Source organism: Flavobacterium rhamnosiphilum (genome assembly GCF_004349195.1).
GTDB classification, from domain to species: Bacteria; Bacteroidota; Bacteroidia; order Flavobacteriales; family Flavobacteriaceae; genus Flavobacterium; species Flavobacterium rhamnosiphilum.
In genome coordinates, this window is sequence record NZ_SMLG01000007.1 from 155,988 (window position 1) to 182,670 (window position 26,683).

Below are 26,683 nucleotides of genomic sequence, written 5' to 3' on the forward strand. Positions count from 1 at the left end.
AACAATCTAAAAATCCAATATTCGAATTAAATTATTTTAGTAAAAGGTATTTCGTTTTTTAAAGCCTTGAAAATAAAATTGTCTTCCAATCCATTGACAATCCAAGTTTCGATAGTAGCGTTTTTGGCAATTGCCGAAGCTTCTATTTTAGATTGCATTCCGCCGGTTCCGTGCGAGGATTTAGAATCCCCAATTTCTTTTTCCAATACTTTTAAATCGGTTACCAAAGAAATGGTTTCAGGAACGGCATCATTGATAGATGCTTTGGTGTAAATCCCGTTTGTATTGGTAGCAATGATCAGAATGTCAACATTTAATAAAACGGCCGTTAAAGCGGCTAATTTGTCATTATCGCCAAACCGAATCTCATCCGTAGCCACCGTATCATTTTCATTGATAATCGGAATGTAATTATTTTTGACTAACACATTGATGGTGTTAACAATATTTACTTTGGATTGTTCTTTTTCGAAATCAGAATACGAAAGCAAACATTGCGAAATTAATAATCCCAAATCGCTGAAGTTTTCATGATAAATCCGCATCAAATGAGGCTGACCAATAGACGCCAACGCTTGTTTTACAAAAACATCTTTGTCTTGATTTTCCAGTTTTACAAATTGTTTGGCTGCAGCAATCGCACCGGAACTCACAATGATAAACTCGTAATCGTCCTGTAAAGCGGCTATTTGTATTCCAATATCTTCAATCTTTCCTCTTGAAATGTGATTGGTTTCTTTGGTTAACGTATTGCTTCCTAACTTTAATAAAATCCTTTTTTTAGCCATTTTTATTCTTTATTCTGAGTCATTTTTTTTGCTCGAGATATATCTAATTCAAAATTATCATTCCAAGTTCTACAATTGTTAGTGGCATTTTCTATTTTGTCAAAATAAATGATTTGTAATTCATTGTTTATGTATTGCAGAATCATTAAATCATCAACTTTATTTAAAGTTTTTTTATTTATTGCAACGAAACCACTTGTTTGCGCAGTAGTTTTAACACTAACTCTTCTACCATTTTCTGAAATAACGTCAAAACCATGTTGATTAGTTTCTTTTGCTAATGTTCCATTAGTTTCCAAGGCACAAAAAAACTCTCCAAGTCTTCCTATTAAATGTCTTACTTCTGTTGGTGCACAACCCAATTCAATTGTTTCTAATTTAATAATATCCAAATATTTTTGGTATAAAATTCCGATTTGAATTTTTGTCAACATAAGTTTTTATTTTTTCTACTTTCAATCTGCAATCAAAAATCGTTAATCTGCAATCAAAAATCTTTTTTACCTGATTTGTCCATTTCCGTAAATATACCATTTATTAGTAACTAAATGTTGCAAACCAATTGGTCCACGTTGGTGTAATTTGTCCGTGCTTATTGCCAACTCTCCTCCTAAACCAAATTGTCCTCCATCAGTGAATCGGGTAGAGGCGTTTTGATATACGGCTGCCGTATCTACATTTTCCATGAATTCCTGGGCAATTGCATCATTTTTTGTGATTATCGAAGCCGAATGCCCTCCACAATATTTATTTATTTTATCAATCGCTTCTTGATCCGAATTTGTTGTTCCAATAACAATTTTATAATCTAAAAACTCTTCATACCAAATTAAATCCGATTCAATCTGAGGAACGTTTGTTGCCTTTGAAATACTTTCATCTCCCAAAACCGTAACGTTTCTTTGTTGTAATTCCTGAATTATAGTTGCAGCAAAAGCTTCCCAATTTTCAAGATTAGCATCAATTAAAACTTTATCTAAAGCATTGCAAACCGATATGTTTGAGGTTTTTCCGTTAATTATGATAGCAAGTGCTTTTTTTAAATCAGCTTCCTTATTTACATACACAAAATTATTTCCTCTTCCGCTAATAATTACTGGACAAGTGGCGTGTTTTTTCACAAAAGCAATCAATTTCTCACCACCACGAGGAACGATTAAATCCACCTTTTGTGTTGGTTTTTCTAAGAATTTTTGCGTTTCTTCCCGATTGTAATTTAAGTATTCCACCCATTCTGTAGTAATATTGTTTGCTGTTAAGGCTTGATGCCACAATTCCACAATTTTCAAGTTGGACTGTAAAGATTCTTTTCCGCCTTTCAATAAAATTTTATTTCCGGATTTAAAAGCGATTCCGCCCGCTTCAACAGTAACATCGGGTCTGGATTCATAAATGATCATTATGGTTCCAAAAGCCGCTGTTTTATTGATGATTTTCATTCCGTTTTCGTGGTCGAAATTAAAACGTTCAACGCCAATAGGATCTTCTTGACTTGCTAATTGCTGCAAGGATAAAATCATGCCGTCAATTTTGGAATCATCAACCAATAAACGTTTTTCCATGGCCAAGTCATCTCCAGAATAATTATTTAAATCCTGTTGATTTATAGTTTTAAGATTAGCTCTTTCTTGTTCGAGAAGTTCGGCCATACGACTTAAAACTGAATTTCGTTTTTCTATTGGTAATAAGTGGTTCATTAGTTTTTGGTTTAATATTTTAGAAAAAAAATCTAAACATATAAATCATATAAGTTTAAGAGCTTATATGACTTATATGTTTAAAAAATCATTTCAATTCTGCCAATGTTTCTTTTAAAGCTATAATAAAGTTGTCGATTGCTTCCTTCTTGATTGTCAATGGAGGAAGAATTCTCAATAAGTTTTTATTATTAGCATTTCCTGTAAAAATATGTTTGTCCATGATCATTTTTTTACGAAGTGTACTTACGTCAAAATCAAATTCTACACCCAGCATTAATCCTCTTCCTTTTACTTTGATCACTTCAGGAACTTGTTTGATTGCTTCTAAAAAATAGGCGTAAACGTCATTTACGTTATCCATTAATTTTTGGCTTTCAATCACATCCAAAACAGCAATCCCAGCGGCACATGCCAAATGGTTTCCACCAAAAGTAGTTCCCAATAATCCATAACTCGCTGTAAATTTTGGAGAAATCAAGATTCCGCCAATAGGAAAACCGTTACCCATTCCTTTCGCCAGACAAATAATATCTGCTTTGATGTTATGATGTTGGTGTGCAAAAAACTTTCCGCTTCTTCCGTATCCTGATTGCACTTCGTCCAAAATCAAAACCGCATCGTATGCTGCACATAGTTTTTCTAATGCCTGGAAAAATTCAGTTGTTCCTTGGTCTAAACCGCCAACTCCTTGAATTCCTTCAATAATAACAGAAGAAACATCTCCTTTTTTTAGTTCGTTTTCTACCAACTCGATATTATTCAATGGTAAAAAAGTAACAATTTGTTGTGCATTGATTGGCGCAACAATTTTTTTGTTATCTGTAACCGCAACTGCCGCCGAGGTTCTTCCGTGAAAGGAATTATCAAAAGTAATTACACGCGATTTATTGTTGTGAAAAGAGGCTAATTTCAAGGCATTTTCATTGGCTTCAGCTCCAGAACTGCATAAGAATAAAGTATAGTCTTCCAATCCCGAAAGTTTCCCTAGTTTTTCTGCTAATTCTACTTGCAATGGATTCTGAATCGCATTGGAATAAAAACCAATATTATCCAATTGATTTTTTAGTTTGGCAACATATTCCGGTTGGGTGTGTCCAATGGAAATTACTCCATGACCACCGTATAAATCTAAATATTCCACTCCTTTTTCATCTGTAATAGTACAATCCAGTGCTTTTACAGGAGTGATGTTGTATAATGGGTAAACGTCAAATAAATTCATTTTTTTTAAGTTTAATCGGTTAATGGGTTATTTGTTTAATCGATTAACCGAATTAACGATTAACCAAATAAACATCTAGAACCCGCTTGGTTTCAAATGTAATCCTGTGGTTTCATCCAATCCAAACATTAAATTCATGTTTTGTATGGCTTGACCTGAGGCTCCTTTTGTTAAATTATCAATTACAGAAGTAATCAATAACCGGTTTCCTTTTTTCATTAAACTAATAATACACTTGTTCGTTTGAACCACTTGTTTCATGTTGATTCCAGTGGTAGTAACAGTTACGAAAGGTTGATCTTTGTAAAAAGCTTCATATTTCGCCACTACATCTTCCAAGTTTTCTTCGATTGTTGTGTATAATGTGGCGAAAATCCCTCTCGCAAAATCACCTCTGTTGGGTACAAAAATCAATTCGTTTGTATAGTCCGCCTGTAATTGGTTGACACTTTGGTTTATTTCGCCCAAATGTTGATGTTCAAAAGCTTTATAATGCGACATATTGTTCGATCTCCAACTAAAATGCGTCGTTTCTGATGGCTGAACACCAGCGCCAGTACTTCCGGTTGTGGCATTGATATGAACGTCGGTTGTAAGCATTTCGTTTTTAGCCAAAGGCAATAATGCCAGTTGAATTGCGGTTGCAAAACAACCTGGATTAGCGATAAATTGAGCGTTTTTGATAACCGCTTTATTCAATTCAGGCAAACCGTAAACGAAAGATTTATTATCGAACTCTTTGTCTTTAATCAATCTGAAATCATTTCCTAAATCGATAATTTTGGTATGGCTTGCAAATTGATTTTGTTCTAAAAATGATTTCGATTTTCCATGACCTAAGCAAAGGAAAACTACATTCACATTCGGATTTACCGTGTCTGTAAAATTCATTTCGATATCGCCCATCAAATCATGATGCGCAACCGAAAGTGGTTTTCCAGCGTTTGTTGTGCTGTAAACAAAATCAAGTGTAGCATTGGGATGAAACATCAATATTCTGATGAGTTCCCCCGCTGTGTAACCCGAACCACCAATTATTCCAATATTAATCATGTGTCAGTTTATTTACAGATGAAAATATGTTCTGGGCATTTCCAAGAATTTTGATAAATCCTTTGGCATCATCTGATGTCCAAGCGTTATTCATTTCTCCATATTGACCAAAACCGGTATTCATCAAATCATTTTCAGATTCTATTCCGTCAAGCGAAAAATGATACGGTTTCAATGATACTGTTACCGTTCCATTTACTGTTTTTTGAGTGTCTTCTAGGAAAGTCTCGATATTTCTCATCACAGGATCAAGAAATTGTCCTTCATGAAACAACATTCCGTACCAGTTTCCTAGTTGTTCTTTCCAATATTGTTGCCATTTTCCAAGCGTATGTTTTTCTAATAAATGGTGCGCTTTGATAATGATTAAAGGCGCAGCAGCTTCAAAACCAACTCTTCCTTTAATTCCGATTATAGTATCACCCACATGAATATCTCTGCCAATTGCAAAAGCACTTGCCAGTTTTTCAAGAACAACGATATTTTTTACTGGAGTATCCATTTTATTATTGATTCCTACTAATTCCCCTTTTTCAAAATGCAAGGTCACTTTCTCTTCTCCTTCTTTTTGTAATTGCGAAGGATAGGCTTCGCTTGGTAACGGAAGGTTTGAAGTCAATGTTTCTTTTCCGCCTACGCTAGTTCCCCAAAGTCCTTTATTGATGGAATATTGTGCTTTTTCCCAAGAATATTCAACGCCATTGGCTTGCAGATACGCAACTTCTTCCTGTCTTGATAATTTCAAATCACGGATAGGAGTGATGATCTCAATTTCGGGAGCAATGGTTTGAAAAATCAAATCAAAACGAATTTGGTCATTTCCTGCACCAGTACTTCCGTGAGCAATCGCTTCAGCACCAACAGATTTCGCATATTTAATCGCTTCGATAGCTTGAAAAACACGTTCTGCACTTACGGATAATGGATACGTATTGTTTTTTAATACATTTCCATAAATCAAATATTTAATGGCTTTATCATAATATTTATCTACGATAGTAAGATTTGCATGTTGTGCACTTCCTAATTCGTAGGCTCTTTCTTCAATGGCATTTAATTCCTCTTCATCAAACCCGCCAGTATTTATAAGAACGGTATGAACTTCATATCCTTTTTCGTTTTTTAAATATTTTAGGCAATATGAGGTGTCTAATCCTCCACTATAAGCTAATACAACTTTTTTCATGATTATTGTTTTTTTCCTCCCCCCAGCCCCCTCCGAAGGAGGGGGAGCCGAAACTGGCAAAGGGGAATTTTTATTTGTGTTTTTTCTCTCTCTCCTTGGCTCCCTCCCCTTCGGGGAGGGCTGGGGAGGGGATTATTTTTTTAAGAACAAGGCTTCTTTGATTGATTTTAATCTATTTAACACTCTGACATTAAACGGATGTTTAGGCGGATCTTTAGGTTTTTCTTTAGGATCATAAAGCATTCCGGTGCACAAACACATTTTATTGTCTTTACTTTTTAGGATTTCGTAATTGGTACAGGTTTGGCATCCTTTCCAAAAACTTGGATCGCTGGTCAATTCTGAAAAAGGAACAGGTTTATAGCCTAAATCAGAATTGATTTTCATTACCGCCAAACCAGTCGTGATTCCAAATACTTTAGCCTCTGGATATTTTTCTAATGAATAGTCAAAAACTTTTGATTTGATTTGTTTTGCCAAACCTAAATTTCTGTAATCAGGATGAACTATTAATCCTGAATGTGCCACAAACTTCCCATGCTGCCAACTTTCGATATAGCAAAAACCGGCAAATTTCCCGTTGTCCAATGCGATAATGGCATCCTTGTTTTCCATCTTTTTTTGGATGTATTCAGGAGTTCTTTTGGCAATACCAGTACCTCTCAACAAGGCTGATTGCTCAATAGTATCGCATATTTCCTGCGAATATTTATAATGTTCTTCCTGAGTTATAATTATAGATATATTCATTTCAAGAGCTGAATTTTTGAGTTATAAAATGAGTTGCAATTTTGTTCTGAAATACATTCTCTGTCCCTTGAATTAAAAAATTAAAATACGAATTTATAGTCCAATAAATTGAATAACAATATATTAGTGATAAAGGTATGATAATTTTGGAATATAGTATTCCAATGGAAAATAGTGGTAATTTCAAAACGGAAAAAATGAAAAATGAATAAAAATACGAAACAGCTTTTGGGTACTATAGTTATAGCATCCGTACTTCGGGAGAAGTAGTAGGTCTGTTTGTCCGAGACAAAGAAGTTATATGTAAACTTGTTTTATTCATTGGTGCAAAAGTACACATATTTTTATAACACAACACTAATTTTGTGTTTTGTAACAAAATTTTAATGTATTGTTGATTTTTTAAATTAAAAAACTCCTTGATAGGTTTATGTATCAAGGAGTTTAGTGAAATAGTATTGCTTTGATATTGATTAGTTTCTAAATCTGTTTCTGCTAATAATATCTTTTATTTTGGCTTTCAAATCTTCTCCGGTATCATAAACCATCTGTTCGTTGCTAGGAAAAGCTACTGCTCTTTTGTCAAAATAAGAGTAATAATTATCGTCAGAAGCGCGTCGGTCTCCTTTATAAGTGGCATAGATATTTTCGAAAATAAATTCACTTGTTATTGGAAAAGATTGTAATAATTGGTTGCTTCTAAAATTGATATAATCTACTTTAGCTGTAATTTGACAGGATTTAAACTGTCTGAATTCATAAATGCGTACCGTTGCATTTCTCATATTATCCACCATCACCACTTTGCCTTTTTCGTCCAAAACTTCCTTTCCGTTGGCATCAATTAGTTTTTTGACACCATCTTTTATGATACGATCTTTTACAAACTCTCTTTCTTTGATTTGCTCCGGTGAAATATAAATATGTCTAAAATTGATTATCATTCCATAATCATAATCAATTCCTTTTTGTTTGTTGCTGTGGTAAACAGTCCATTTGTCGTTTAGTCCATAGGTACTAAAATCCAATAAATCATTTTGCAGACGAACCGGAATAATCATGTTGGTTTCGTTTTTGGTGTAAACCGAAACATAATCAGAACCTTTGAATTTTGCTTCATCCATGAGTTGCAAAACGTTTTTGTAATTTGGGGTTATCTGATTCAAATAATTTAAATCATCATAAGCCTTACGGAAATTCATCTTGTCAGACGTTCCCATCAATTTTTTTGCATTGGCATACAAATAAGCTGATAAGGCATTTTTGCTGTCAATGATTTGGTCATTATAATTGTCAAATGGGAAAATTGCATTTCTGCCTTCTTTGAGTAGTTTCAAAGGGAGTAAAGGTTTGATTTTTTCCTGACGCCCATTCAATTGTAAATACGTGTTGTACATTTTTTCCAATTGTGCCGGATTCGCATCTTTTGCCAATAAGTTTATGGCATTCAAATCCCGTTCTTTTGCTTTGGCGAAAGCCTCTTCAAGCAAGTAAACATAATCCTGTTTGCCCTTTTTATCTTTATTGGTACGCAAATTCGAAACGGCATTATTTATGGCTTCATCATAATTTCCGGAACTCAATAAATTTTGGGTTTGTTTTACACCGCAGGAATAAACGAAAAACAATAATAGGAGCAGGGAAGTAATTTTCTTCATAAACGATATCTTTTAGCAAACCTAAATAAATTTGTAGGTTTTTACAGTGGCTCAAAAATATAAAATTTTTTAGAGTTTTTTTTCTTTCCATAGACTAAATAACACTTTTGGGAAATATTTTCAGGAGCCAATCCAGTTATCCGTTGCAAGTTTATTTGTTTCAGGATGTTTTTGTAAGTCCTAAAAAGAGCTTCCGCTGGTCGCTCTTTCAGGACAACAAAAAACAATCCTTCCACTACATAAAGCTTTCCACTGCTATCTGGGCTAAAACTGCCATGAGTTAATCTAAAGACACAAAGATTAACTAATGCATTTGGCTTGACGTATCATAGGAGACAAGCCTTAGTCTTTTAAGAACGATCCAATGACTTTTTCTGGAAAGAATTTTAATTGTAGTTTAAATCCCATACATTTACTTTCTGATTAGCAAAATGACATTCATTTGAAGGTTTTTATCCCGACGCTTCGGGAGAACCGAGATTGTGAGTCATTTTGTAGACAGACAAAAAATAAAATTTAAAATAGAATATGTTAGAAATAAAACAAATAACAATTTTGGATCCTCTTTATCAATTAGAAAGAGAATTACGAAATAAAATTTTACTTAGGCCTATTGGAATACCTGACAATGCTTGGGAAATGAACGATGATAAGGCTTGGCATTTTGTAGCAATTGAAAATGACCATCTTTTAGGTTGTGTTATTTTGGTACCAATTGACAGCACAAAAGAAAAAGTTCAACTAATGCAAATGGCAGTAGATACCAATTTGCAAGGTAAAGGTATAGGCAAACTTTTAGTTATTGAGTTGTTAGAATTTTGTAAGCGACAAGGAATTAAAGAAGTGACTTGTCATTCTAGAGAATACGCAAATGAATTTTACCGAAAACTTGGTTTTGAAATTTATGATGAGCCATTTGAGGAAGCAGGTATTCGACACAATCATATGAGAATAAATTTGTAAATATTTCTAAAAACAAATAAAATTTAAAGCTCAGGAAACCGCACAACCGAATGAAAATTATTGAAAAAAACATTCAGACTTTTGGACTTGAAATTGAGTTGACAAATTCTCAAACTGACAATTTTTTTATCATTCAAAATCATTGGAAATTGTTTAATCAAGAATTGAAGAAATACAATCTGATTCAAAAAGACGGGAATTGGGAAAAGTTTGGAATTACATACAAAAAGGCCGAAAAGTATTTTTATTTGACGGCAATTCCTAAGCTTGAACAGATTTTTCCGGACCATTTTTTGTACAAAGAAATTCCAAAAGGTGCGTATGAAATTTTTACGCATAAAGGCAATATGCAAGCGATCAAAGAAACATTTTACATCATTTATAAGAATATTTTGCCAAATTCAACTTTGACAATAGAAACACATAATAAGACTGGATTTATTCATTTTGAAAAATATGATTATCGTTTTCAGTGGAACAAACCAAACTCAATAATAGATATTTATTTACCATTGAAAACGGATTTTGAATAAAGATAATCCTCATAATTTTACGGCAATAATTTTAAAACCAAATTGATAAGAAATGAAATTAGCGACAATAAACAACAATACCAGAGATGGTAAACTAGTAGTTGTAAATAAAGAATTAACCAAAGCAGTAGAGGTGAGTCAAATTGCTCCAACAATGCAGTTTGCCCTTGATAATTGGGCTAAAGTCGAAAAGGATTTGAAAAGTGTTTATGAAAATTTAAACTCAAATAACGTAACAGATACAATTGATTTTGGTACGGCAAAAGTTTTAGCACCTATTCCAAGAGCCTATCATTGGGCAGATGGAAGTGCTTATGTAACCCATGTTGAGCTTGTCAGGAAAGCAAGAAATGCAGAACTTCCGGAATCTTTTTGGACAGATCCGTTGATGTATATGGGAGCTTCTGATGCTTTTATTGGCGCAAATGATGCTATCGAAATAGAGAATGAAGACTGGGGAATTGATTTTGAATCTGAAGTTGCTGTTATTACAGACGATGTTCCCGCTGGAATTAGTCCAAAAGAAGCATTAAATCATATTAAATTAATAACCATTGTTAATGATGTTTCGCTGAGAAACCTGATCCCAAATGAACTTTCAAAGCAATTTGGTTTTTACCAATCAAAACCTTGGACTTCATTTGCTCCCGTAGTGGTTACGCCAGATGAACTTACTGACAAATGGCAGAGCGGTAAATTAAATTTGCCTTTGTATTCTACTTTAAATGGAAAGTTGGTTGGCTCACCAAATGCGGGCGTAGATATGACTTTTGATTTTGGTCAATTAATCGCTCACGCAGCAAAAACACGTTCTCTAATGGCAGGAGCGGTAATAGGTTCAGGAACAGTGGCCAATCAGGGAAGTCCGACGGGTTCAAGTTGTATCGCAGAAGTCAGATGTTTAGAAATTCTAAAAGATGGAAAGCCTTCAACGCCATTTATGAAGTTTGGTGACAGAATTGAAATTGAAATGAAGGATATAAAAGGCGAATCGATATTTGGTAAAATTAATCAATTGGTAAAAAAGTACGAACATAAATAGAGCCAATCATAATCTGGGTTGAGAATTTTATTTTCTATTTAATAAAATTACACGACAGCAGTTATAGTTGCTTACTAAAAAGTATAGCTACTTAATGTCATAAAAAAAACTCCGAAGGGTTGCTTTCGGAGTTTTTTAGATTTATATGCTATTTTTATTTTCTCACAAATGGAGGAAGCAATTTACTGGAAACTTCACCAAAACCAATTCGAACATGTCCGTTTTGACAAAATCCTTTCATGATTACAGTGTCATTATCATTGATGAATTTACGTTCCGTCCCATCGTTTAGTTTTATTGGATTTTTTCCACCCCAGGTCAATTCTAACATCGAACCGAAACTGTCTTCGGTTGGACCGGAAATAGTTCCAGATCCCATCATATCACCTGAATTTACACGACAACCATTAGAAGTATGATGTGCTAATTGCTGGCTCATTGTCCAATACATGTGTTTGAAATTTGAATGAGAAACTACAGTTGGTTCTGCATTTTCAGGTTGAATCGCCACTTCTAAATTAATGTCAAAAGAATGTTTTCCTTTTTGTTGCAAATAAGGAAGTGGAGTTGGCTCTTGTTTTGGTCCTTTAGTTCTAAAAGGTTCTAAAGCATCCATAGTCACGATCCAAGGTGAGATAGACGAAGCAAAGTTTTTTGCCAAGAATGGTCCTAGCGGCACGTATTCCCATTTTTGAATATCGCGTGCACTCCAGTCATTCAATAATACCATTCCAAAAATATAATCTTCGGCTTCAGTTACAGGGATATTTTCTCCCATAATGTTGGCATCTGTAGTGATGAAAGCCGTTTCCAGTTCAAAATCTACTAATCGTGAAGGGCCAAAAACCGGTGTAGTTTCGCCGTTTGGCAATGTTTGTCCCATAGGTCTGTGTACCGGAATTCCAGAAGGAACTATTGTAGAACTTCTCCCATGATAGCCTACAGGAATGTGAAGCCAGTTGGGCAATAATGCATTTTCTGGATCACGGAACATTTTTCCAACGTTGGTCGCATGTTCTTTACTAGAATAAAAGTCAGTGTAATCACCAATAAGGACTGGTAATTGCATTTCTACATCGTCCATTTTGAAAATTACAATATCACGGTCTTTTACTGAATCTCGTAATTTTGGGTTTTTTTCATCAAATAGGTCAGCAATACGATTTCGAACCAATCGCCAGGTTTTTTGCCCATCAGAAATAAAATCATTCAAAGTATCCTGCATGAACATATCATCAGTTAATTCAATACCCTCAAAGTAGTTTAATTGCTGTAAAGCACCCAAGTCGATTGCAAAATCACCAATTCGCGTTCCTACTGTCACCACATTTTCTTTGGTAAGGAAAACCCCGAAAGGAATATTTTGTATGGGAAAGTCACTGTTTTCGAGGACTTCCAGCCATGATTTTCTGTTTGTATTGTTGGCTGTTATAGGCATGATATGTTAATTATTTTGTTGAAAATTACTCATCAAATATATTATAATCTAACTATTAACCAAACGTTTTTTTGTATTTTTGCATCAAATTAACGAAAATCAAAAAAATGCAACGCGACGAACAAATTTTTGACCTTATTCTAGAAGAACAAGAAAGACAAATTCACGGATTAGAACTTATTGCTTCAGAAAACTTCGTAAGTGACGAAGTAATGGAAGCAGCCGGTTCTGTTTTAACTAACAAATATGCTGAAGGATATCCTGGCAAAAGATACTACGGCGGTTGTGAAGTAGTGGATGTTGTGGAACAAATTGCTATTGACAGAGCCAAAGCTTTATTTGGCGCTGAATATGCAAATGTACAGCCACACTCTGGTTCACAAGCTAATACGGCTGTTTTGTCGGCTTGCTTGCAACCAGGTGATAAAATTTTAGGTTTCGACCTTTCTCATGGTGGTCACTTAACGCATGGCTCGCCTGTAAACTTTTCAGGAAAATTATACAATCCTACTTTTTATGGTGTTGACCAGGAAACAGGATTGTTAAACTATGATAAAATTCAAGAAATTGCCACAAGAGAGCAACCAAAATTAATCATCGCAGGGGCTTCAGCCTATTCTCGTGATATGGATTTTGAGCGTTTCAGAGTAATTGCTGATAGCGTAGGAGCAATCTTAATGGCAGATATTGCACATCCGGCAGGTTTAATCGCCAAAGGATTATTGAATGACCCAATACCTCATTGTCATATTGTTACCACAACAACTCATAAGACTTTAAGAGGTCCAAGAGGTGGAATGATTATGATGGGTAAAGATTTCGAAAACCCGTGGGGATTAAAAACTCCAAAAGGAGAAATCAGAATGATGTCTCATGTTTTAGACATGTCTGTTTTCCCTGGAAATCAAGGTGGACCATTGATGCATATCATTGCCGCAAAAGCAGTAGCATTTGGAGAAGCATTATCTGATGAGTTCTTTACCTATGCCATGCAAGTACAAAAAAATGCTAAAGCCATGGCAGCAGCATTTGTAAATAGAGGGTACAATATTATTTCTGGTGGGACAGACAACCATATGATGTTGATTGACCTTAGAAATAAAAATATTTCTGGAAAAGAAGCTGAAAATGCATTGGTAAAAGCTGAAATTACGGTTAATAAAAACATGGTTCCTTTTGATGATAAATCACCGTTTGTAACTTCAGGTATTCGTATCGGAACGTCTGCAATCACCACTCGTGGTTTGTTGGAAGAAGATATGGAAACTATTGTGGAGCTTATTGATAGAGTACTAATGAACCACACTAGCGAAGATATCATCGAAGAAGTGGCTAATGAAGTAAACGAAATGATGAGCGAAAGAGCTATTTTCGTATACTAATAAATACGTCTTAAAGTTTTTAAAGTCGAAAGTCGAAAGTCTTTGAATAGAATTTAATATTCTGTCTTAGTTTTGGCTTTCGACTTTCGACTTTATGACTTTCTAACTTTAAGACTAAAATTATGTCTGTACTAAGATTAAAATTACCAACCGATCCAAGATGGGTCAATATTGTAGAGAAAAACATTGAGGAAATCTTGACGGATCACGCTTGGTGCGAACAAAAAGCGGCCACAAATGCCATTACAATTATCACTAATAACTCAGAACACCAGGATTTAGTAAAGGATTTATTGGCTTTGGCCAAAGAAGAAATCGATCATTTTGAGCAAGTACATAACATCATCATCAAACGAGGCTTGAAGTTGGGTCGCGAACGCAAAGATGATTATGTGAACGAATTGTATTTGTACATGAAAAAAAGCAGTGATGGAAGCAGAATTTCCAGTTTAGTGGAACGGTTATTGTTTTCAGCAATGATAGAGGCCAGAAGTTGTGAACGTTTCAAAGTGCTTTCGGAAAATATAAAAGATGAAGAATTATCCGTTTTTTATAGGGATTTGATGGAGAGCGAAGCGGGACATTATACCACTTTTATTACTTATGCGAGAAAATATGGTACAGGAATTGACGTTGAAAAGCGTTGGAGAGAATGGCTTGAATTTGAAGAAAATGTTATAACAAATTACGGTAAAAACGAAACAATTCATGGGTAAGCGCTATAAAGGCAAGTTTGATTGTAAATGCAAATAAATCACTTGTTGTTTAGGAACCTTAGTAACCAGTTGTTTATGTTTATTGCGCTCCAGAAAAAGCAACGTTTTATATTTAAATTAAATTATTTGTCACAGGTTAATAATTTTTGATTTACATTTAAGACTTAATTTTAACTTTAACACCAGTTGATTGGTATGAAACTCAATTTTAATTATGATGGAAATATTGCTTGCAAGGCGATATTGCAAGAGCAATTAGAAAAATTAGATATTAAATATCAACTGTTGGATTTAGGACAAATTGAAATCGGAGATGATGTTTCTGAAGAAGGTTTAACGGAACTTCAGGTCAGTTTAAAGAAATATGGTATCCAAATTATTAATAACCCCAAAGGGCAATTAATTCAAAAAATTAAAGACGCAATAATTGAAATTGTATATGAAAAAGATAAATTTCCTAACATAACGATTTCTCAATATCTATCGGATAAACTGAACTTTAGATACGGTTATATTACCAATGTTTTTTCGGAGTACACCTTCACATCTATTGAGAATTTTATTATTATTCAAAAGATTGAAAGAGCCAAAAAACTAATAATTGAAGAAGAACTCACTTTAACCGAAATTTCGCATGAATTAAATTATAGTAGTGTCGCTTATTTATCAACTCAGTTTAAAAAAGTAACGGGATTGACACCTTCTATGTTTAAAAGAATTGTAGGTAAAAAGAGAGAGTTATCTAATAATGATTAAATAAAATTATAAAAACACCCCCATATTTTATGATTACACACCAAGATTCAATGCATATTCTTTTAGCTGACGATGACGAAGATGATCGCACTTTTTTTAGTGAAGCTATACAAGAGCTTAAAATGAATAATAAGTTGACTCTATTTAAAGATGGTAATGATCTAATGGATTATTTAGAACATCCTGAAATTAAGTTGCCTCATGTTTTATTTCTCGATTTGAATATGCCCGGAAAAACAGGAATAGATTGTCTGAAAGAAATTAGATCGAACACTCGTTTTAAAGATGTTTCGATTGCTATATATTCTACTTCTTCGTCAGAAAAAGACATTGAAGACACTTTTGTCGAAGGAGCCAATATCTACATTAAAAAACCCAATGATTTTTCTAAATTAAAAGAAGTAATCAAAGAGGCTGTCAATATGAATTGGCAATTTCATACCTCAGGTTTAAATATAGAAACTTTTTTCTTTAGTATATAACAGAGAAATAAATGAAGATTTTAGGACTATATAAAAACTCTCAAGTGTTTAAAATAGCTTTAGCTATTGCAATTGTTGTTGTTTGTTATATCGCTTCCATGTTTTATTCTCAAATGAAAAAGCTTGATTCAACGGTTGAATTAATTGCAAATTCAAATGAAACGCAACTTGAATTAGAAAAACTTTTATCCGTAATCAGCGGGTACGAAACGAGCTTGCGAAGTTATATCATCACAAAAGATGAAACGTATATAGAAAGCCGATTTTTGAATAGAGGCAAAATTGAAGAAAGCATAACAAGGCTAAAGCTGTTAACTGCAAATGATACCGCCAGAAATAATGATATTGACCGATTAAAAAAACTTATTGATCTTAGATTTAAACTGTTCAGGAAAACATTACTTCTTGCGCAAAGTAAAAATTCTGGCCCGTTAACATTAAACGAGATGTTACTGGAGAGCAGCAATGTTACTGAAATGATGAAATCCTTTGTCACTAAAATAATATATTCTGAAAGTACAAAAACGGAATTTGAAAACAATAACCATCAATTTGAATTACAGGATTCTATAATAACCGCTTTTTTATTGGTTATTCTTTCTCTTTTAATATTATTGCTTTCATTCCAAAAAATGAACATTGATATTGATGAACTCAAAAAGGCGAATGACCAATTAAAATTACTGAATGAGTCCTATAATACTGCTGAAATGACAGCAGGTTTTGGACATTGGATGGTCAATGTGGAGACTAATAAATATACTTTTTCGGATAATTTGTTTCGGTTAATGGGAGTTGAACCCAATGCATTTGAACCGAATATAGAGAATACAATTCCATATATTCATCCGGATGATTTAGAATATGTAACTAAGGTACATAAGGATTCGCTTGTAAGTCATCAGTCTACTTCTATGATATTTAGGTTTTTGACTCCAAATGGGGATATTAAATACAGTATGGGCGTTGGAAGTTTTACCAAGAATGGGAGTGGTGATTTGATAAAAATAGGGGTGAATTATGATATTACAAGTCAATACAAGAAAACTCTTGAATTAGAAGAAAACAATAAAGAACTTAAATATATTAATACGAAACTCGAGGCTTTTAACAATATTGTAAGTCACGATTTGCAGGAACCGCTTCGCAAGATTCAAATGTTTATTTCCAGATTAGAAGAAAAAGAATTGGATTTGCTTTCACCACAAGGAAAAGATTACTTTTCAAAAATTCGGGTAACGGCTAATAGGATGCAGACGCTATTAATTGATTTAGTGAATTATTCCAGAACAATAAAAGGCGATAAAGTTTTTGTAGAAACGAATTTAAACAAAGTCCTGGAGGAAATTATTCAAGATTTGTCCACTAATATCGAAGATAAAAAAGCCATTATTACAATTGGAAATTTGCCTACAATTAAGGCGATACCTTTTCAGGTTAAACAGCTTTTTATAAATTTAATTTCAAATTCTCTTAAATACAGTAAAGAAGATAGTACTCCAGAAATCAGTATTACTTCTAAAAAGATTACAGAGAAAGAAATGCAGGATTATAAAATAGCCAATAAGAAAGAGTATCATAAAATTGTCATTTCAGATAACGGAATTGGTTTCAAACAAGAGTATTCCGAAAAAATATTTTTGTTGTTCAAGCGTTTAGAAACGGATCCTAAATATTCAGGAACTGGGCTTGGTCTGGCTATTTGCAGTAGAATTGTAGAGAATCACAAAGGGTTCATAAAAGTAAAAAGTAAACCAAATTTAGGAGCCAAATTCTATATTTTTCTTCCAAAAGGGGATTTACTTTAATTTTAATAATTTACGTAAATAAAGTATAATGATTTCATTAAAAGAAGCTTCAATAGCTGATATAAGTACAATTCAAGATGTTGCCAATAAAACTTGGCCGATAACATATGGTGAAATTTTGTCAAAAGAACAATTAGACTATATGATGGATTTGATTTATTCAGATGAATCTTTAATAAACCAAATTCAAAAGCAAGAGCAATTGTTTTATATTGCTTATGAGGAAGCTTCCGTTTTAGCATTCATAGGAATCGAGCATAATTATAAGGATGAAGCGGTAACCCGAATTCATAAAATTTATATTTTACCAGAAGCACAAGGTAAAGGAATTGGTAAATTATTAATTGATGCGGTACAAAAAATTGCCAACGAAAATAATTCGACATCACTTTCCTTAAACGTAAATCGTTTTAACAAAGCACTTGCTTTCTATCAAAAATTAGGTTTTGAAATCATTGCCGAAGAAAATATTGAGATTGGTAACGGGTACTTGATGGAAGACTACAAAATGGAAAAAAAGCTATAATTAGTGCACGATAATGTCATGTTTGTAAAGCAATCCTTTTAATCCTTCTAAAGCAAAGACTGCTTTTTTTAATTTGGTTGTCTTCGGGTCAATGGTATAATTGTAGCTTGTTTTGAAATTTGCTTTATTAGCAATTGCTTTTGCAAATTCAGAACGGTATAAATCGCAATTGTCAAAAATAACTTCGGTTAAATCAGTACTCATAAAATCAACTGCAATAATACTACAATTGGTAAAGGATGTTCCTTTTATTTTCAAAGTATAAAATTTGGAGAAATCCAAAATACAATTGTTAAAGGCAATTTCGAAAATTAACTTGTCACACATCGAAAAATTGACTTCTTTAATTTCACAACGATTAAAAATCACCGTTCTAAAAGCCACATAATTTATTTTGGCGTTGCTAAAAATACAATCATTGAAGGTGCAGTCAATAAAAGTAACCGCTAGAAATACACATTGTGAAAAATTACAATTTGTAAAAGTACAGCATTCGAATTCTTTAAAATTGACGTCTTCTTCACCATAAATGTTATTTTCGTATGCAACATCAAGGAAATATTCAGGCATTTATGTATTTTAAATTTAGGTTTTGGAAAGCGATTCTACGCAACAAAGAAACAAAATTCTGAAACTATAAAATTCAGAAAAGAGAATAATTATTTAAAACTTTGCAGATAATAAATAAAATGATGAGGAGGATATATGGAAGCATTTTTTGAAAACAAAAAAAATATGTAACTTTAGAAAGTGAAAATCCCTTGTAAGGATATAAAATCCCTCAATAATTCCTATTTCGAATCTGCAGAAGCATCCTCTAATCTAAAAATGATATAAAATGCTACAAAACATATTAATAGAACGAAAAATTTATGCCTCCGAAGAGCATAAAATGATGCAAACCATGATTCAAGAATTCATTTCAAATGACATTACAGATCATTTAGAGGAATGGGAAAAAAATGGGATGGTATCCCGTGAAATATGGAAACGAGCGGGAGAATTAGGATTATTGTGTTTGGATATGCCAGAAATGTATGGAGGGGGAGGATTGGATTTTACATTTAATGCCTTGTTTATTGAAGCATTGGCAAAAAAGGGAATCACCGGTCCCGGATTTTCGTTGCATTCCGATATTGTAGCTCCTTATGTATTGTATTACGGAACTGAGGCGCAAAAACAAAAGTATTTACCGCTAATGGCCAAAGGGGATATTATTACTGCTATTGGAATGACGGAGCCCAATTGCGGGAGTGATTTGAAAGCACTTCGAACAACGGCCGAAGATAAAGGGGATTATTATCTAGTGAATGGTCAAAAAACCTTTATAACCAATGGTTTTATGTGTGATATGGCTATCGTGGCCGTAAAAACCAATCACAATACGGATGAGGAAGGCGTAACTTTACTTATTTTAGAATCGACAATGGAAGGGTTCAATAAAGGAGTTCCTCTCAAAAAAATTGGCATGAAATCTCAAGATACCGCAGAATTGTTTTTTGATAATGTAAAAGTGCCAAAGGAGAACAGACTTGGAGATGAAAAAGCAGGATTCAAAATTATGATGCAAGAATTGGCTCGGGAGCGATTAACCGTTGGGATTATGGCAGTAGCCACTGCTGAAGGGGCTATCGAAAGTACCATCACTTATACGACGGAACGAACCGCTTTTGATATGCCTATTGCCGGATTTCAAAACACCCAATTTAAACTTGCGGAGTGTACCACTCAAATGCAAATACATCAGGCATTTTTAGATCGATGTATCGAATTATTAGTGGACCATAAATTAACAGCCGAAAGCGCTTCGATGATTAAATATTCGGCAACCGACATGTGCGGAAAAGTCGTTGATGAATGTTTGCAATTATTTGGCGGTTATGGTTATATGTGGGACTACCCAATTGCCCGTATGTATGCCGATAATCGTGTGGCACGTATTTATGCAGGAACCAATGAAATTATGAAAATAGTAATCGCACGTAAGTTGCTTAAAGATCTTTAAAAATAATAAATGAACTATTGAAAGAGACCTTGCAGATTAATAATACAATCTAAAATCGAGTATTATTTTTGAATATATCATTTATAATTTAAATACTATTAAACGCTATTTATGCGTAAATTAGCAATTGTTATTCCTAACAATTATTAACTAAATATTTACTATTATGAAAACTTCAGTTCTTTTTTGTTTGCTGTTTGCTTGTATAGGATTCCAAAGCTGTAAAAAAAATGAAAACCAAAAAGTCGGTAAAGCTACCCAGGTCCAGGCTGAAAAACCGATCAGTATCCAATGCTATAAAGCACTGTATGAACAAGATACTATTGAGTTAAAAATGAACACTTTAAAAAACGGAAAAATAACCGGGGATATGGTAATGAAATTTTTTAATATGCCAAAAAAGGTTGGAAAAATTGCTGGAGAATTCAGTGGAGATACATTATTTGCCAGCTACACCTTTATTCAGGGTACTGATGAAAAAATAACATTTAAAAATCCAATGGCATTTTTAAAGCGAGGGGACGAACTTATTTTAGGCAATGGGAAAATACAAACTACGATGGGTGCCTCTTATTTTGTTAAAGGCTCACCTATAGATTTTGAGCGTGTAAAATTTAAATTTACAACTGTTGACTGCGCCGCTAAATGATGAACAAATAGGGGAAAAAGTTATTATTTTTTTTAACTATTTTGTAGATGAAAAGCCTTTTTTTTCTTTTGTCTTAATTACTCATGAGTTCATAATTTATTGGAGTTAGTGAATCTTTGATTTCAAAAGAAACAAAAAATAAAGCCTGACTATTTTTATCCCGAAAATCATCGGACAAATTTCTCTATCGCGACCCTAGCCGCTTGTGCTGCACACTCGGCTCCGGGGTAACTCCTTGCGGCCAACGCTTAAATTCTTACCGTGATTTTTTGGTTTGGCAACTATAAAGGCGAGAACCTAGAAGGGAAATTCACGGAAAAAGGCAGGATACTTTTATTGGGTTTAGGTCTTTTAAGAATTTAAAAAAAGTGCAAAGTCATGAGACTTTTCCTTTACTTTGAATTTGATAAAAAACATTAAATTTATTCAAAGAAAAGCTGAGTAGGAGTGGAAGATGATGAAAAAAGCCCTTCGGAAATTCCAAAGGGCTGATAATTGAAGATAGATTTATTTTTTTGATTCTTCTACAGAAACTTTTCTAAACTCTTTTAAAAGTTTCTCTAGATCCAAAGTTGATTTACGTGCTCTTGTTCCGGCAGCTTTGTTTCCTTTTTCAATGTGTAATTCGGCTTCTGTTTTAAATGTTTCGATTTCGACGCTGATTTTTTCGAATAAATCTTTCATGATAATGCTTTATTAAATTAGGACGCAAAAATAGAAGTTAGCTTATAAGATAGGGATAATTTATTGTTAAAATTAGTATTGTTTTTTAGACGTAATTGTAGTGTGCTGATATTGAATGGTCAAGGTGTCTGATGTTTGCGTTACATTTATATTAATCCTAATTTTTTAGCTATATTTATTAGGTCGCTATCGCTGCCTTTTCCCATTAATAGCTGTCCTTTTATATTTGCTTTTCTTTTTTCTATAGCACTCATGGAAAGAGGAATATAGTTGGGAAGATTCACCGTTTTAATACCTTGTGCAATTAGGATTAAAATCTGGCTATCATGTGTATCCCAATTAATATTCCTTTGAAACAATTCTCTCTGTGATTCTATAATAGTAGGGCTTTTGTACATCTCCCCATCCACAATTTTTTTACAAACAATAGGGAATAATTCAAAATTAATATCATTTTTAGAAACGAAACCTTCCGGGTTTATGTCTTTGATTATTTTATCTACAGCCAGGGGTTCGCCATGCATGGTAAGCAGGACGATTTTACAATTTGGGAATTTTTTCCTGATTAATGAAGCCAGGTCAATACCATTTTCAATATTAAACTCTATATAAGGAGGAAGGCTAATATCTAATAATGCCAAATCAATAGTTGTATTTTGATTTAGATAAAAAAATATTTTGTTATACGCATCTTCACAATTATAACTCCTTATGAAATTAGGCGTATTTTCTTGGAAGTTGCTGACAGACAAAAGATTGCTATAGCTATCAACTGTCATCGGGTGATCATCAACGATTAAAATAGTAAGGGGCGTAATCATTTTATCGAATTTCTTGCAAAATTAATTAAATTTTACGGTATAACCGTAAAATTTAAAGAAAGCAAAGCTGTTTATTTGTATTGAATGATTGTTTAACTTAACCTACATTTATATGAAAAAATTATGCGTAGCCGGACTAGTTTCGATTTCTTTACTAACTTATTCCTGTTCTAATGATGAGGAGAGTTATGAGGTTCAAGCTAGGGATTTTAAAACGACGCCCCAGTCTTTTTTGAAAGTCAACTTTCCGACAAAAATCATTGATACGACAACAGTAAAATTGGGCACGGATGCAGTTAATACGGATGCAGTTGAGTTAGAAGGTGATCCAAGTATTTTAAAACCGCCAAGATAGTATTAAGATATACTTAATTGAAACAAGAATACCATATGGTTTAAAAATAAGCTATATGGTATTCTTGTTTCAAAAATATACTATATTTGGAATTATAAAATAATAATTACATTTTGAGTACTCTTACTAAAATAATATGTTTGCTTCCGCTGTTCTTTTTTTTTTCATGCCAAAAGAATGATTCAGATGCCCATGTAAAAAATAACACTATTTCATTTAACAAATTTTTTTTTGATGGTTTAGAAAAAAATAAAAAAGAACAATACTTAGACTCAATAGGTGGTTTATTACAATCCAAAGAAAATGATTCTGTTGTCAGAGAGATCCACTTAAAAATCGCAACGGAATATTATTACATCAATAATTTAGAAAAATCTTTATCTTTCAGTCTAAAGGCTTTACGGCTATCCAAGCAGGCTAAGGATAGTGTCAGAATTCCGAAGGCATTATATTATGTGGGCGATTGTTATCAAAACTCAAAAAAGGATAGTGCTTACTTTTATTATTTACAGGCAGAAAAAATATATCATAAAGTGCATGATTATGATAATTTGGGCAGAATGTTATACAATAAAGCCTATGTTTTATTTTATGACGGAAATTATGTAGAATGTGAAGTTGAAATTTCTAAAGCATTACAGTATTTAAAAAATTCTAACAATCACCGCTTGATTTATTTCTGTAATTCTTTGATGGGTAATTGTTTAGAGAAGCTGGTTAATTACGATGAAGCCTTACGTTATCATAATTTAGCATTAAGTGATTTAGAGAAAATAGAAAGTAATGGTAAAGATGAAATAAATAATTACAATATAAGTTCTGTTATTAATATATGTAATTTGTATGATCTAAAGGGCGAGTATTCAAAGTCTATAATAAAATTAGAAAGTTTGCTTTCAAAAGACTTAAAAAAGAAAGCGCCCAGTCTATATGCAAATGTATTAAGCAATTTGGCTTATTCTAAGATGAAAAATAAGGATTATGAAAATGTTGAATCCATGTTTTTTGAATCCTTACGTATTGTCGATAGTATAGGATTTACATCGGATATTTTGTATAAAAAGATACATTTAGGAGAATATTTTTTAACGCAGAAGGATACTGTAAAATCAATTCAAAATTTAAAAGAAGCGAAACAATTAGCCATTAAAATTAAGAACAGTAATGAAATTTTAGCTTCACTGAAATTATTATCCGAATTAGATAAGAAAAACCAGTTGTTTTATGCAAATGAATACATTAAAGTAAGTGACAGTATTAATCTGGTGCAAAAAAATGCTCATAATAAGTATGCCAGAATTGAATATGAAACATCAAGGATAGAGGATGAAAATAAAGTTTTGACCAAGAATAATTTTTATATTTTAATTATTTCATTTGTGCTGGTTTTAATACTGATTATAATTATTGTTTTACGGTATTTAAAATATAGAAATAAAGAGTTACAGTTTTTTAAGAAGCAGCAAAGCGCTAATGAAGAGATATATGAACTGTTAACCGAACAAAATAGAAAAATTGATATTGCAAAAGATAATGAGAAGGCCAGAATTGCAAAAGAATTGCACGATGGCATCATGAATAAAATTTATGGTGTCCGAATGAATTTAGGTTTTTTTAATTCTTTAATAGACGAGAAAACAATTGAGAAAAGAAAAGTATATATTCTGGAATTACAAAATATTGAGAGTGAACTTAGAACGATATCGCATGACTTAAGCCGAGGCTCTTTTTTTGATGGGAATGATTTTAATGTGTTATTGACAAGTTTAGTCGAAAATCAAAAAGAGTTTAGTAGTACCCATTTTAAATATGTAAATAATGGAATGTTTGAATGGTCTACTGTTCAAAATATATATAAGATCAATTTATACCGTATCATTCAGGAGGCCATTCTAAATGCTAATAAATATGCTAATGCAAAGAATTGTAAGGTGGAAATTCAGAAAAAAGAAAACAATATTTTAGAACTGAGTATTACGGATGACGGACAAGGATTTGATATTAAAAATAAAAAAGATGGTATTGGATTAAATAATATGAAAGAAAGAGCGAATTCTTTACAAGGTCAATTTAACATTGAATCAAAAATTGGAGAAGGAACAAAAATTGAAGTGGTGTTTAATCTTCAGACTTTATCTTATTGAGTATTCAAGAAGCGCGTTCCGTTGAAGATATCTTTACAGTTCCTTGATCTTCTTTTTAGTATTTCTCTAATATCTTCTAAAAGAGATTTACGGAATTCATAGAGGTCTGCTTTGGTTAGGATTTCGATTGCCATAACTTTCGTTTTATATTGTTATGGTGCAAAAATTGTTGGTATCGGTTGATTTTATATCACAAGTGGTTCACAAGTTGTGAAAGAAAAAATGGGTTTTTATTTTGAATTGGTTGTGGTTATTGACTTCTTTTTAGTAAAAGTGTAAGGACGGTTATAAGAAGCACGTTTGTGTTAATACTGATTTTTTATTTGAAGAAAATCTTTACTTTTTTCCTTGATGAAAAAAGTAACAAAAAAATATTCATGAGTTATTATTGTTTTTGGTATTCAAGAATCTTTGATTTCAAGCCTGCATATTTTTATCCCAAAAATCATCTGAAGCATTTTACTATCGCAACCCCGGCCGCTCGTGCTTCACACTTGACTCGGGTTGTGAGTTTCTCATTGACGGATAATTCATGAACACGAGCGAGACGTTCGTGCCATCAGAGGCTTCTTTTTATTTAGTTGTTTTAAAATCTATTAAATAAGGTTTTAGTCGTATTCCGTTTTCTTTTCTGAAATTGTTTGAAATTAAAATTTGGTAATGTTGATTTGGTTTCAGGTCTGCTTCAAATGTCCAGTTTTTTCCATCAGTTGACCATATTCTTTCTGGTTTTATTTTCGGAAAAACTTCGACTCCAAGCGGACCGTAATCAACACTTGTGTGATTACCATTTAGTGGTTCTGAAAAGGTTACCATAATCTTTGTCATTCCTGGCTTAACCTTTTGACTGCCGTTTTTAAATGGTATTATGGATACAATTGTCGGTCGCTGTTTTTCGTAATCTTTATTTAATTCTTCTAACGTTTTTGGCAATAGTTTTGTTATGTCTACTATACGTTCAACTTCCTTTTCATTTGTGTAATCAAGTTCAATAAGCTCTTTGATCGCTTTTGTTTTGTCTTTAGAAAGATTGTAATAGCGTTCGCAAATTTCATAGCCAATATAATATCCCAAATCACTCACTTTCAATTCATTTCTGTTCTCTCCCCACATCCAGGAGTAGTTATTGGTTATAAGAAACAAGTCTTTTACAAACAGATTTAAAACATTTTCCTGATTGGCTTTTCCAAATTCAATTGCTGGTGTATCTGATTTTTTACCCGTTGCTTTACAAGAGATAAATTCAGCAACACCTTCATACAAACACATGGAAAGTAGGTTATGTACTAATTCTTTTTGTTGCGTATGAACGTACTCGTGTGTACATAAAAGTGGCAAGCCTTCAATCAACGGATTTTCTTTAAAAAAAGGCTGTCTCCATTGTGGCAATTCATCAATTTTGGTTAATTTGTCCGCCAATGATACTTCACTCCCAATTATAACCCTGTCTTCCGTTATAGTTCCGCCTGTTTTAAAAGCACCAATCGAAAAATAAATAGTTGAAGGTTTTAATTCAGGATATACCATTCTTAATTTTTCAATATCCCGTTCAATGACTGCATATTGATCTTTCACTTTTAGTGTGTTGACTTTTATTGAATTCCAAAATTTGGGATAATTTTTGATGGCATCAATTAATTCTTTTTCGGAATAGTGACGAATTTCCATGAGATTTTTTAAACCTATGGTACCTTTCTCAATATAAAATTCTCTCAAAAATCTGTATTGTTGCAATGTATCATTTGTTGAAACAATCTTTTCATAAGCCGTCCAAAAATTTTCAATATCGGTCGACACAAAATTCTGTTTGTTTATTTGACCAAACGAAATTGTTGTGACAGTAATACTCATTAAAATAAAAAATAGTTTCTTCATTATTTTGTCAGTCTAAATTTTATATGGCCTTTTTTAGCATTACGTCCCGGCACTTCAAGCAGTTTGCGGACTTAAGAGCAGAGTATTTTCGGCTAAACGAAAATACGAATTAAAACGGTAATTCCACTAAAACCCGCCATATTACCG

Annotated in this window: 26 protein-coding genes; 13 read left to right on the plus strand and 13 right to left on the minus strand. The window is 32.9% G+C overall.

What is annotated here, in order from left to right; all coding sequences use genetic code 11:
* Nucleotides 1-26: 26 nt before the first annotated feature.
* From proB to E0I26_RS10950, 8 genes are all read right to left on the minus strand, one after another.
* The gene (gene proB / locus E0I26_RS10915; RefSeq protein ID WP_131916508.1) at nucleotides 27-788 is read right to left on the minus strand and encodes a glutamate 5-kinase; all 762 of its coding nucleotides are present in this window, start codon (nucleotides 786-788) and stop codon (nucleotides 27-29) included.
* A gap of 2 nt (nucleotides 789-790) precedes the next feature.
* Complete coding sequence (locus E0I26_RS10920; RefSeq protein ID WP_131916509.1) at nucleotides 791-1,222, minus strand: DUF6998 domain-containing protein; 432 nt, start codon at nucleotides 1,220-1,222, stop codon at nucleotides 791-793.
* 66 nt (nucleotides 1,223-1,288) lie between these two features.
* Nucleotides 1,289-2,485, minus strand: a complete 1,197-nt coding sequence (locus E0I26_RS10925; protein WP_131916510.1) for a glutamate-5-semialdehyde dehydrogenase — start codon at nucleotides 2,483-2,485, stop codon at nucleotides 1,289-1,291.
* A gap of 88 nt (nucleotides 2,486-2,573) precedes the next feature.
* Nucleotides 2,574-3,710: an aspartate aminotransferase family protein gene (locus tag E0I26_RS10930; RefSeq protein ID WP_131916511.1), complete on the minus strand. Its 1,137-nt coding sequence runs from the start codon at nucleotides 3,708-3,710 to the stop codon at nucleotides 2,574-2,576.
* Between the two features lie 75 nt (nucleotides 3,711-3,785).
* The gene (gene argC, locus E0I26_RS10935) at nucleotides 3,786-4,763 is read right to left on the minus strand and encodes an N-acetyl-gamma-glutamyl-phosphate reductase (protein WP_131916512.1); all 978 of its coding nucleotides are present in this window, start codon (nucleotides 4,761-4,763) and stop codon (nucleotides 3,786-3,788) included.
* On the minus strand, nucleotides 4,756-5,949 hold the full coding sequence (locus E0I26_RS10940) for an argininosuccinate synthase (protein WP_131916513.1): 1,194 nt from the start codon (nucleotides 5,947-5,949) through the stop codon (nucleotides 4,756-4,758). The genes argC and E0I26_RS10940 overlap by 8 nt, the downstream gene beginning before the upstream one ends.
* Before the next feature lie 132 nt (nucleotides 5,950-6,081).
* The gene (locus E0I26_RS10945) at nucleotides 6,082-6,699 is read right to left on the minus strand and encodes a GNAT family N-acetyltransferase (RefSeq protein WP_131916514.1); all 618 of its coding nucleotides are present in this window, start codon (nucleotides 6,697-6,699) and stop codon (nucleotides 6,082-6,084) included.
* Between the two features lie 473 nt (nucleotides 6,700-7,172).
* Nucleotides 7,173-8,357: a hypothetical protein gene (locus tag E0I26_RS10950; RefSeq protein ID WP_131916515.1), complete on the minus strand. Its 1,185-nt coding sequence runs from the start codon at nucleotides 8,355-8,357 to the stop codon at nucleotides 7,173-7,175.
* Between the two features lie 528 nt (nucleotides 8,358-8,885).
* Here E0I26_RS10950 and E0I26_RS10955 point away from each other — a divergent pair.
* Genes E0I26_RS10955 through E0I26_RS10965 form a run of 3 tightly spaced genes read left to right on the plus strand, consistent with a single transcriptional unit; the run spans nucleotide 8,886 to nucleotide 10,895 of the window.
* On the plus strand, nucleotides 8,886-9,320 hold the full coding sequence (locus tag E0I26_RS10955) for a GNAT family N-acetyltransferase (protein WP_131916516.1): 435 nt from the start codon (nucleotides 8,886-8,888) through the stop codon (nucleotides 9,318-9,320).
* Between the two features lie 50 nt (nucleotides 9,321-9,370).
* Nucleotides 9,371-9,853, plus strand: a complete 483-nt coding sequence (locus tag E0I26_RS10960; protein ID WP_131916517.1) for a GyrI-like domain-containing protein — start codon at nucleotides 9,371-9,373, stop codon at nucleotides 9,851-9,853.
* 52 nt (nucleotides 9,854-9,905) lie between these two features.
* A complete protein-coding gene (locus tag E0I26_RS10965) occupies nucleotides 9,906-10,895 on the plus strand; it encodes a fumarylacetoacetate hydrolase family protein (RefSeq protein WP_131916518.1) in 990 nt (329 codons plus the stop codon).
* 154 nt (nucleotides 10,896-11,049) lie between these two features.
* Here E0I26_RS10965 and fahA read toward each other — a convergent pair whose 3' ends face one another.
* A complete protein-coding gene (gene fahA, locus E0I26_RS10970) occupies nucleotides 11,050-12,333 on the minus strand; it encodes a fumarylacetoacetase (RefSeq protein ID WP_131916519.1) in 1,284 nt (427 codons plus the stop codon).
* 107 nt (nucleotides 12,334-12,440) lie between these two features.
* On the opposite strand from fahA, the gene glyA reads away from it, so the two are divergent.
* The 6 genes from glyA to E0I26_RS11000 all read left to right on the plus strand — a co-directional run bounded on the left by glyA (nucleotide 12,441) and on the right by E0I26_RS11000 (nucleotide 18,003).
* Complete coding sequence (gene glyA / locus E0I26_RS10975) at nucleotides 12,441-13,715, plus strand: serine hydroxymethyltransferase (RefSeq protein WP_131916520.1); 1,275 nt, start codon at nucleotides 12,441-12,443, stop codon at nucleotides 13,713-13,715.
* Nucleotides 13,716-13,837: 122 nt separating this feature from the next.
* The gene (gene miaE, locus E0I26_RS10980) at nucleotides 13,838-14,431 is read left to right on the plus strand and encodes a tRNA-(ms[2]io[6]A)-hydroxylase (RefSeq protein ID WP_131916521.1); all 594 of its coding nucleotides are present in this window, start codon (nucleotides 13,838-13,840) and stop codon (nucleotides 14,429-14,431) included.
* A 195-nt stretch (nucleotides 14,432-14,626) separates the two neighbouring features.
* Nucleotides 14,627-15,187, plus strand: a complete 561-nt coding sequence (locus E0I26_RS10985; protein ID WP_131916522.1) for a helix-turn-helix domain-containing protein — start codon at nucleotides 14,627-14,629, stop codon at nucleotides 15,185-15,187.
* Nucleotides 15,188-15,216: 29 nt separating this feature from the next.
* Nucleotides 15,217-15,669 (plus strand): response regulator, encoded by a 453-nt coding sequence (locus E0I26_RS10990; RefSeq protein ID WP_235831758.1) that lies wholly within the window; start codon nucleotides 15,217-15,219, stop codon nucleotides 15,667-15,669.
* Between the two features lie 11 nt (nucleotides 15,670-15,680).
* Nucleotides 15,681-17,477, plus strand: coding sequence for a sensor histidine kinase (locus E0I26_RS10995; RefSeq protein WP_131916523.1), 1,797 nt, complete (start codon nucleotides 15,681-15,683; stop codon nucleotides 17,475-17,477).
* Between the two features lie 28 nt (nucleotides 17,478-17,505).
* A complete protein-coding gene (locus tag E0I26_RS11000; RefSeq protein ID WP_131916524.1) occupies nucleotides 17,506-18,003 on the plus strand; it encodes a GNAT family N-acetyltransferase in 498 nt (165 codons plus the stop codon).
* Here E0I26_RS11000 and E0I26_RS11005 read toward each other — a convergent pair whose 3' ends face one another.
* The gene (locus tag E0I26_RS11005) at nucleotides 18,004-18,573 is read right to left on the minus strand and encodes a pentapeptide repeat-containing protein (RefSeq protein WP_131916525.1); all 570 of its coding nucleotides are present in this window, start codon (nucleotides 18,571-18,573) and stop codon (nucleotides 18,004-18,006) included. It abuts the gene before it with no gap.
* A gap of 268 nt (nucleotides 18,574-18,841) precedes the next feature.
* Between E0I26_RS11005 and E0I26_RS11010 the strand changes: the two genes are divergently transcribed.
* Together E0I26_RS11010 and E0I26_RS11015 are read left to right on the plus strand one after the other, a co-directional pair.
* Nucleotides 18,842-20,008: an acyl-CoA dehydrogenase family protein gene (locus E0I26_RS11010; protein ID WP_131916526.1), complete on the plus strand. Its 1,167-nt coding sequence runs from the start codon at nucleotides 18,842-18,844 to the stop codon at nucleotides 20,006-20,008.
* A gap of 166 nt (nucleotides 20,009-20,174) precedes the next feature.
* Nucleotides 20,175-20,657, plus strand: a complete 483-nt coding sequence (locus tag E0I26_RS11015) for a hypothetical protein (RefSeq protein WP_131916527.1) — start codon at nucleotides 20,175-20,177, stop codon at nucleotides 20,655-20,657.
* Between the two features lie 507 nt (nucleotides 20,658-21,164).
* On the opposite strand, the gene E0I26_RS11020 is transcribed toward E0I26_RS11015, so the two are convergent.
* Nucleotides 21,165-21,341 (minus strand): histone H1, encoded by a 177-nt coding sequence (locus E0I26_RS11020; protein WP_131916528.1) that lies wholly within the window; start codon nucleotides 21,339-21,341, stop codon nucleotides 21,165-21,167.
* 146 nt (nucleotides 21,342-21,487) lie between these two features.
* The gene (locus E0I26_RS11025) at nucleotides 21,488-22,162 is read right to left on the minus strand and encodes a response regulator (protein WP_131916529.1); all 675 of its coding nucleotides are present in this window, start codon (nucleotides 22,160-22,162) and stop codon (nucleotides 21,488-21,490) included.
* Between the two features lie 112 nt (nucleotides 22,163-22,274).
* Here E0I26_RS11025 and E0I26_RS11030 point away from each other — a divergent pair, with 112 nt between their 5' ends.
* A complete protein-coding gene (locus E0I26_RS11030; RefSeq protein WP_131916530.1) occupies nucleotides 22,275-22,517 on the plus strand; it encodes a hypothetical protein in 243 nt (80 codons plus the stop codon).
* Nucleotides 22,518-22,657: 140 nt separating this feature from the next.
* Nucleotides 22,658-24,661: a tetratricopeptide repeat-containing sensor histidine kinase gene (locus tag E0I26_RS11035; RefSeq protein WP_235831759.1), complete on the plus strand. Its 2,004-nt coding sequence runs from the start codon at nucleotides 22,658-22,660 to the stop codon at nucleotides 24,659-24,661.
* A 573-nt stretch (nucleotides 24,662-25,234) separates the two neighbouring features.
* On the opposite strand, the gene E0I26_RS11040 is transcribed toward E0I26_RS11035, so the two are convergent.
* Nucleotides 25,235-26,536, minus strand: a complete 1,302-nt coding sequence (locus E0I26_RS11040; RefSeq protein ID WP_131916531.1) for an Ig-like domain-containing protein — start codon at nucleotides 26,534-26,536, stop codon at nucleotides 25,235-25,237.
* Between the last annotated feature and the right edge of the window lie 147 nt (nucleotides 26,537-26,683).

Coding starts and splice junctions, on each gene's coding strand:
- proB (WP_131916508.1), bottom strand. CDS start 788: ATGGCTAAAAAAAGGATTTTATTAAAGTTAGGAAGCAATACGTTAACC.
- E0I26_RS10920 (WP_131916509.1), bottom strand. CDS start 1,222: ATGTTGACAAAAATTCAAATCGGAATTTTATACCAAAAATATTTGGAT.
- E0I26_RS10925 (WP_131916510.1), bottom strand. CDS start 2,485: ATGAACCACTTATTACCAATAGAAAAACGAAATTCAGTTTTAAGTCGT.
- E0I26_RS10930 (WP_131916511.1), bottom strand. CDS start 3,710: ATGAATTTATTTGACGTTTACCCATTATACAACATCACTCCTGTAAAA.
- argC (WP_131916512.1), bottom strand. CDS start 4,763: ATGATTAATATTGGAATAATTGGTGGTTCGGGTTACACAGCGGGGGAA.
- E0I26_RS10940 (WP_131916513.1), bottom strand. CDS start 5,949: ATGAAAAAAGTTGTATTAGCTTATAGTGGAGGATTAGACACCTCATAT.
- E0I26_RS10945 (WP_131916514.1), bottom strand. CDS start 6,699: ATGAATATATCTATAATTATAACTCAGGAAGAACATTATAAATATTCG.
- E0I26_RS10950 (WP_131916515.1), bottom strand. CDS start 8,357: ATGAAGAAAATTACTTCCCTGCTCCTATTATTGTTTTTCGTTTATTCC.
- E0I26_RS10955 (WP_131916516.1), top strand. CDS start 8,886: ATGTTAGAAATAAAACAAATAACAATTTTGGATCCTCTTTATCAATTA.
- E0I26_RS10960 (WP_131916517.1), top strand. CDS start 9,371: ATGAAAATTATTGAAAAAAACATTCAGACTTTTGGACTTGAAATTGAG.
- E0I26_RS10965 (WP_131916518.1), top strand. CDS start 9,906: ATGAAATTAGCGACAATAAACAACAATACCAGAGATGGTAAACTAGTA.
- fahA (WP_131916519.1), bottom strand. CDS start 12,333: ATGCCTATAACAGCCAACAATACAAACAGAAAATCATGGCTGGAAGTC.
- glyA (WP_131916520.1), top strand. CDS start 12,441: ATGCAACGCGACGAACAAATTTTTGACCTTATTCTAGAAGAACAAGAA.
- miaE (WP_131916521.1), top strand. CDS start 13,838: ATGTCTGTACTAAGATTAAAATTACCAACCGATCCAAGATGGGTCAAT.
- E0I26_RS10985 (WP_131916522.1), top strand. CDS start 14,627: ATGAAACTCAATTTTAATTATGATGGAAATATTGCTTGCAAGGCGATA.
- E0I26_RS10990 (WP_235831758.1), top strand. CDS start 15,217: ATGATTACACACCAAGATTCAATGCATATTCTTTTAGCTGACGATGAC.
- E0I26_RS10995 (WP_131916523.1), top strand. CDS start 15,681: ATGAAGATTTTAGGACTATATAAAAACTCTCAAGTGTTTAAAATAGCT.
- E0I26_RS11000 (WP_131916524.1), top strand. CDS start 17,506: ATGATTTCATTAAAAGAAGCTTCAATAGCTGATATAAGTACAATTCAA.
- E0I26_RS11005 (WP_131916525.1), bottom strand. CDS start 18,573: ATGCCTGAATATTTCCTTGATGTTGCATACGAAAATAACATTTATGGT.
- E0I26_RS11010 (WP_131916526.1), top strand. CDS start 18,842: ATGCTACAAAACATATTAATAGAACGAAAAATTTATGCCTCCGAAGAG.
- E0I26_RS11015 (WP_131916527.1), top strand. CDS start 20,175: ATGAAAACTTCAGTTCTTTTTTGTTTGCTGTTTGCTTGTATAGGATTC.
- E0I26_RS11020 (WP_131916528.1), bottom strand. CDS start 21,341: ATGAAAGATTTATTCGAAAAAATCAGCGTCGAAATCGAAACATTTAAA.
- E0I26_RS11025 (WP_131916529.1), bottom strand. CDS start 22,162: ATGATTACGCCCCTTACTATTTTAATCGTTGATGATCACCCGATGACA.
- E0I26_RS11030 (WP_131916530.1), top strand. CDS start 22,275: ATGAAAAAATTATGCGTAGCCGGACTAGTTTCGATTTCTTTACTAACT.
- E0I26_RS11040 (WP_131916531.1), bottom strand. CDS start 26,536: ATGAAGAAACTATTTTTTATTTTAATGAGTATTACTGTCACAACAATT.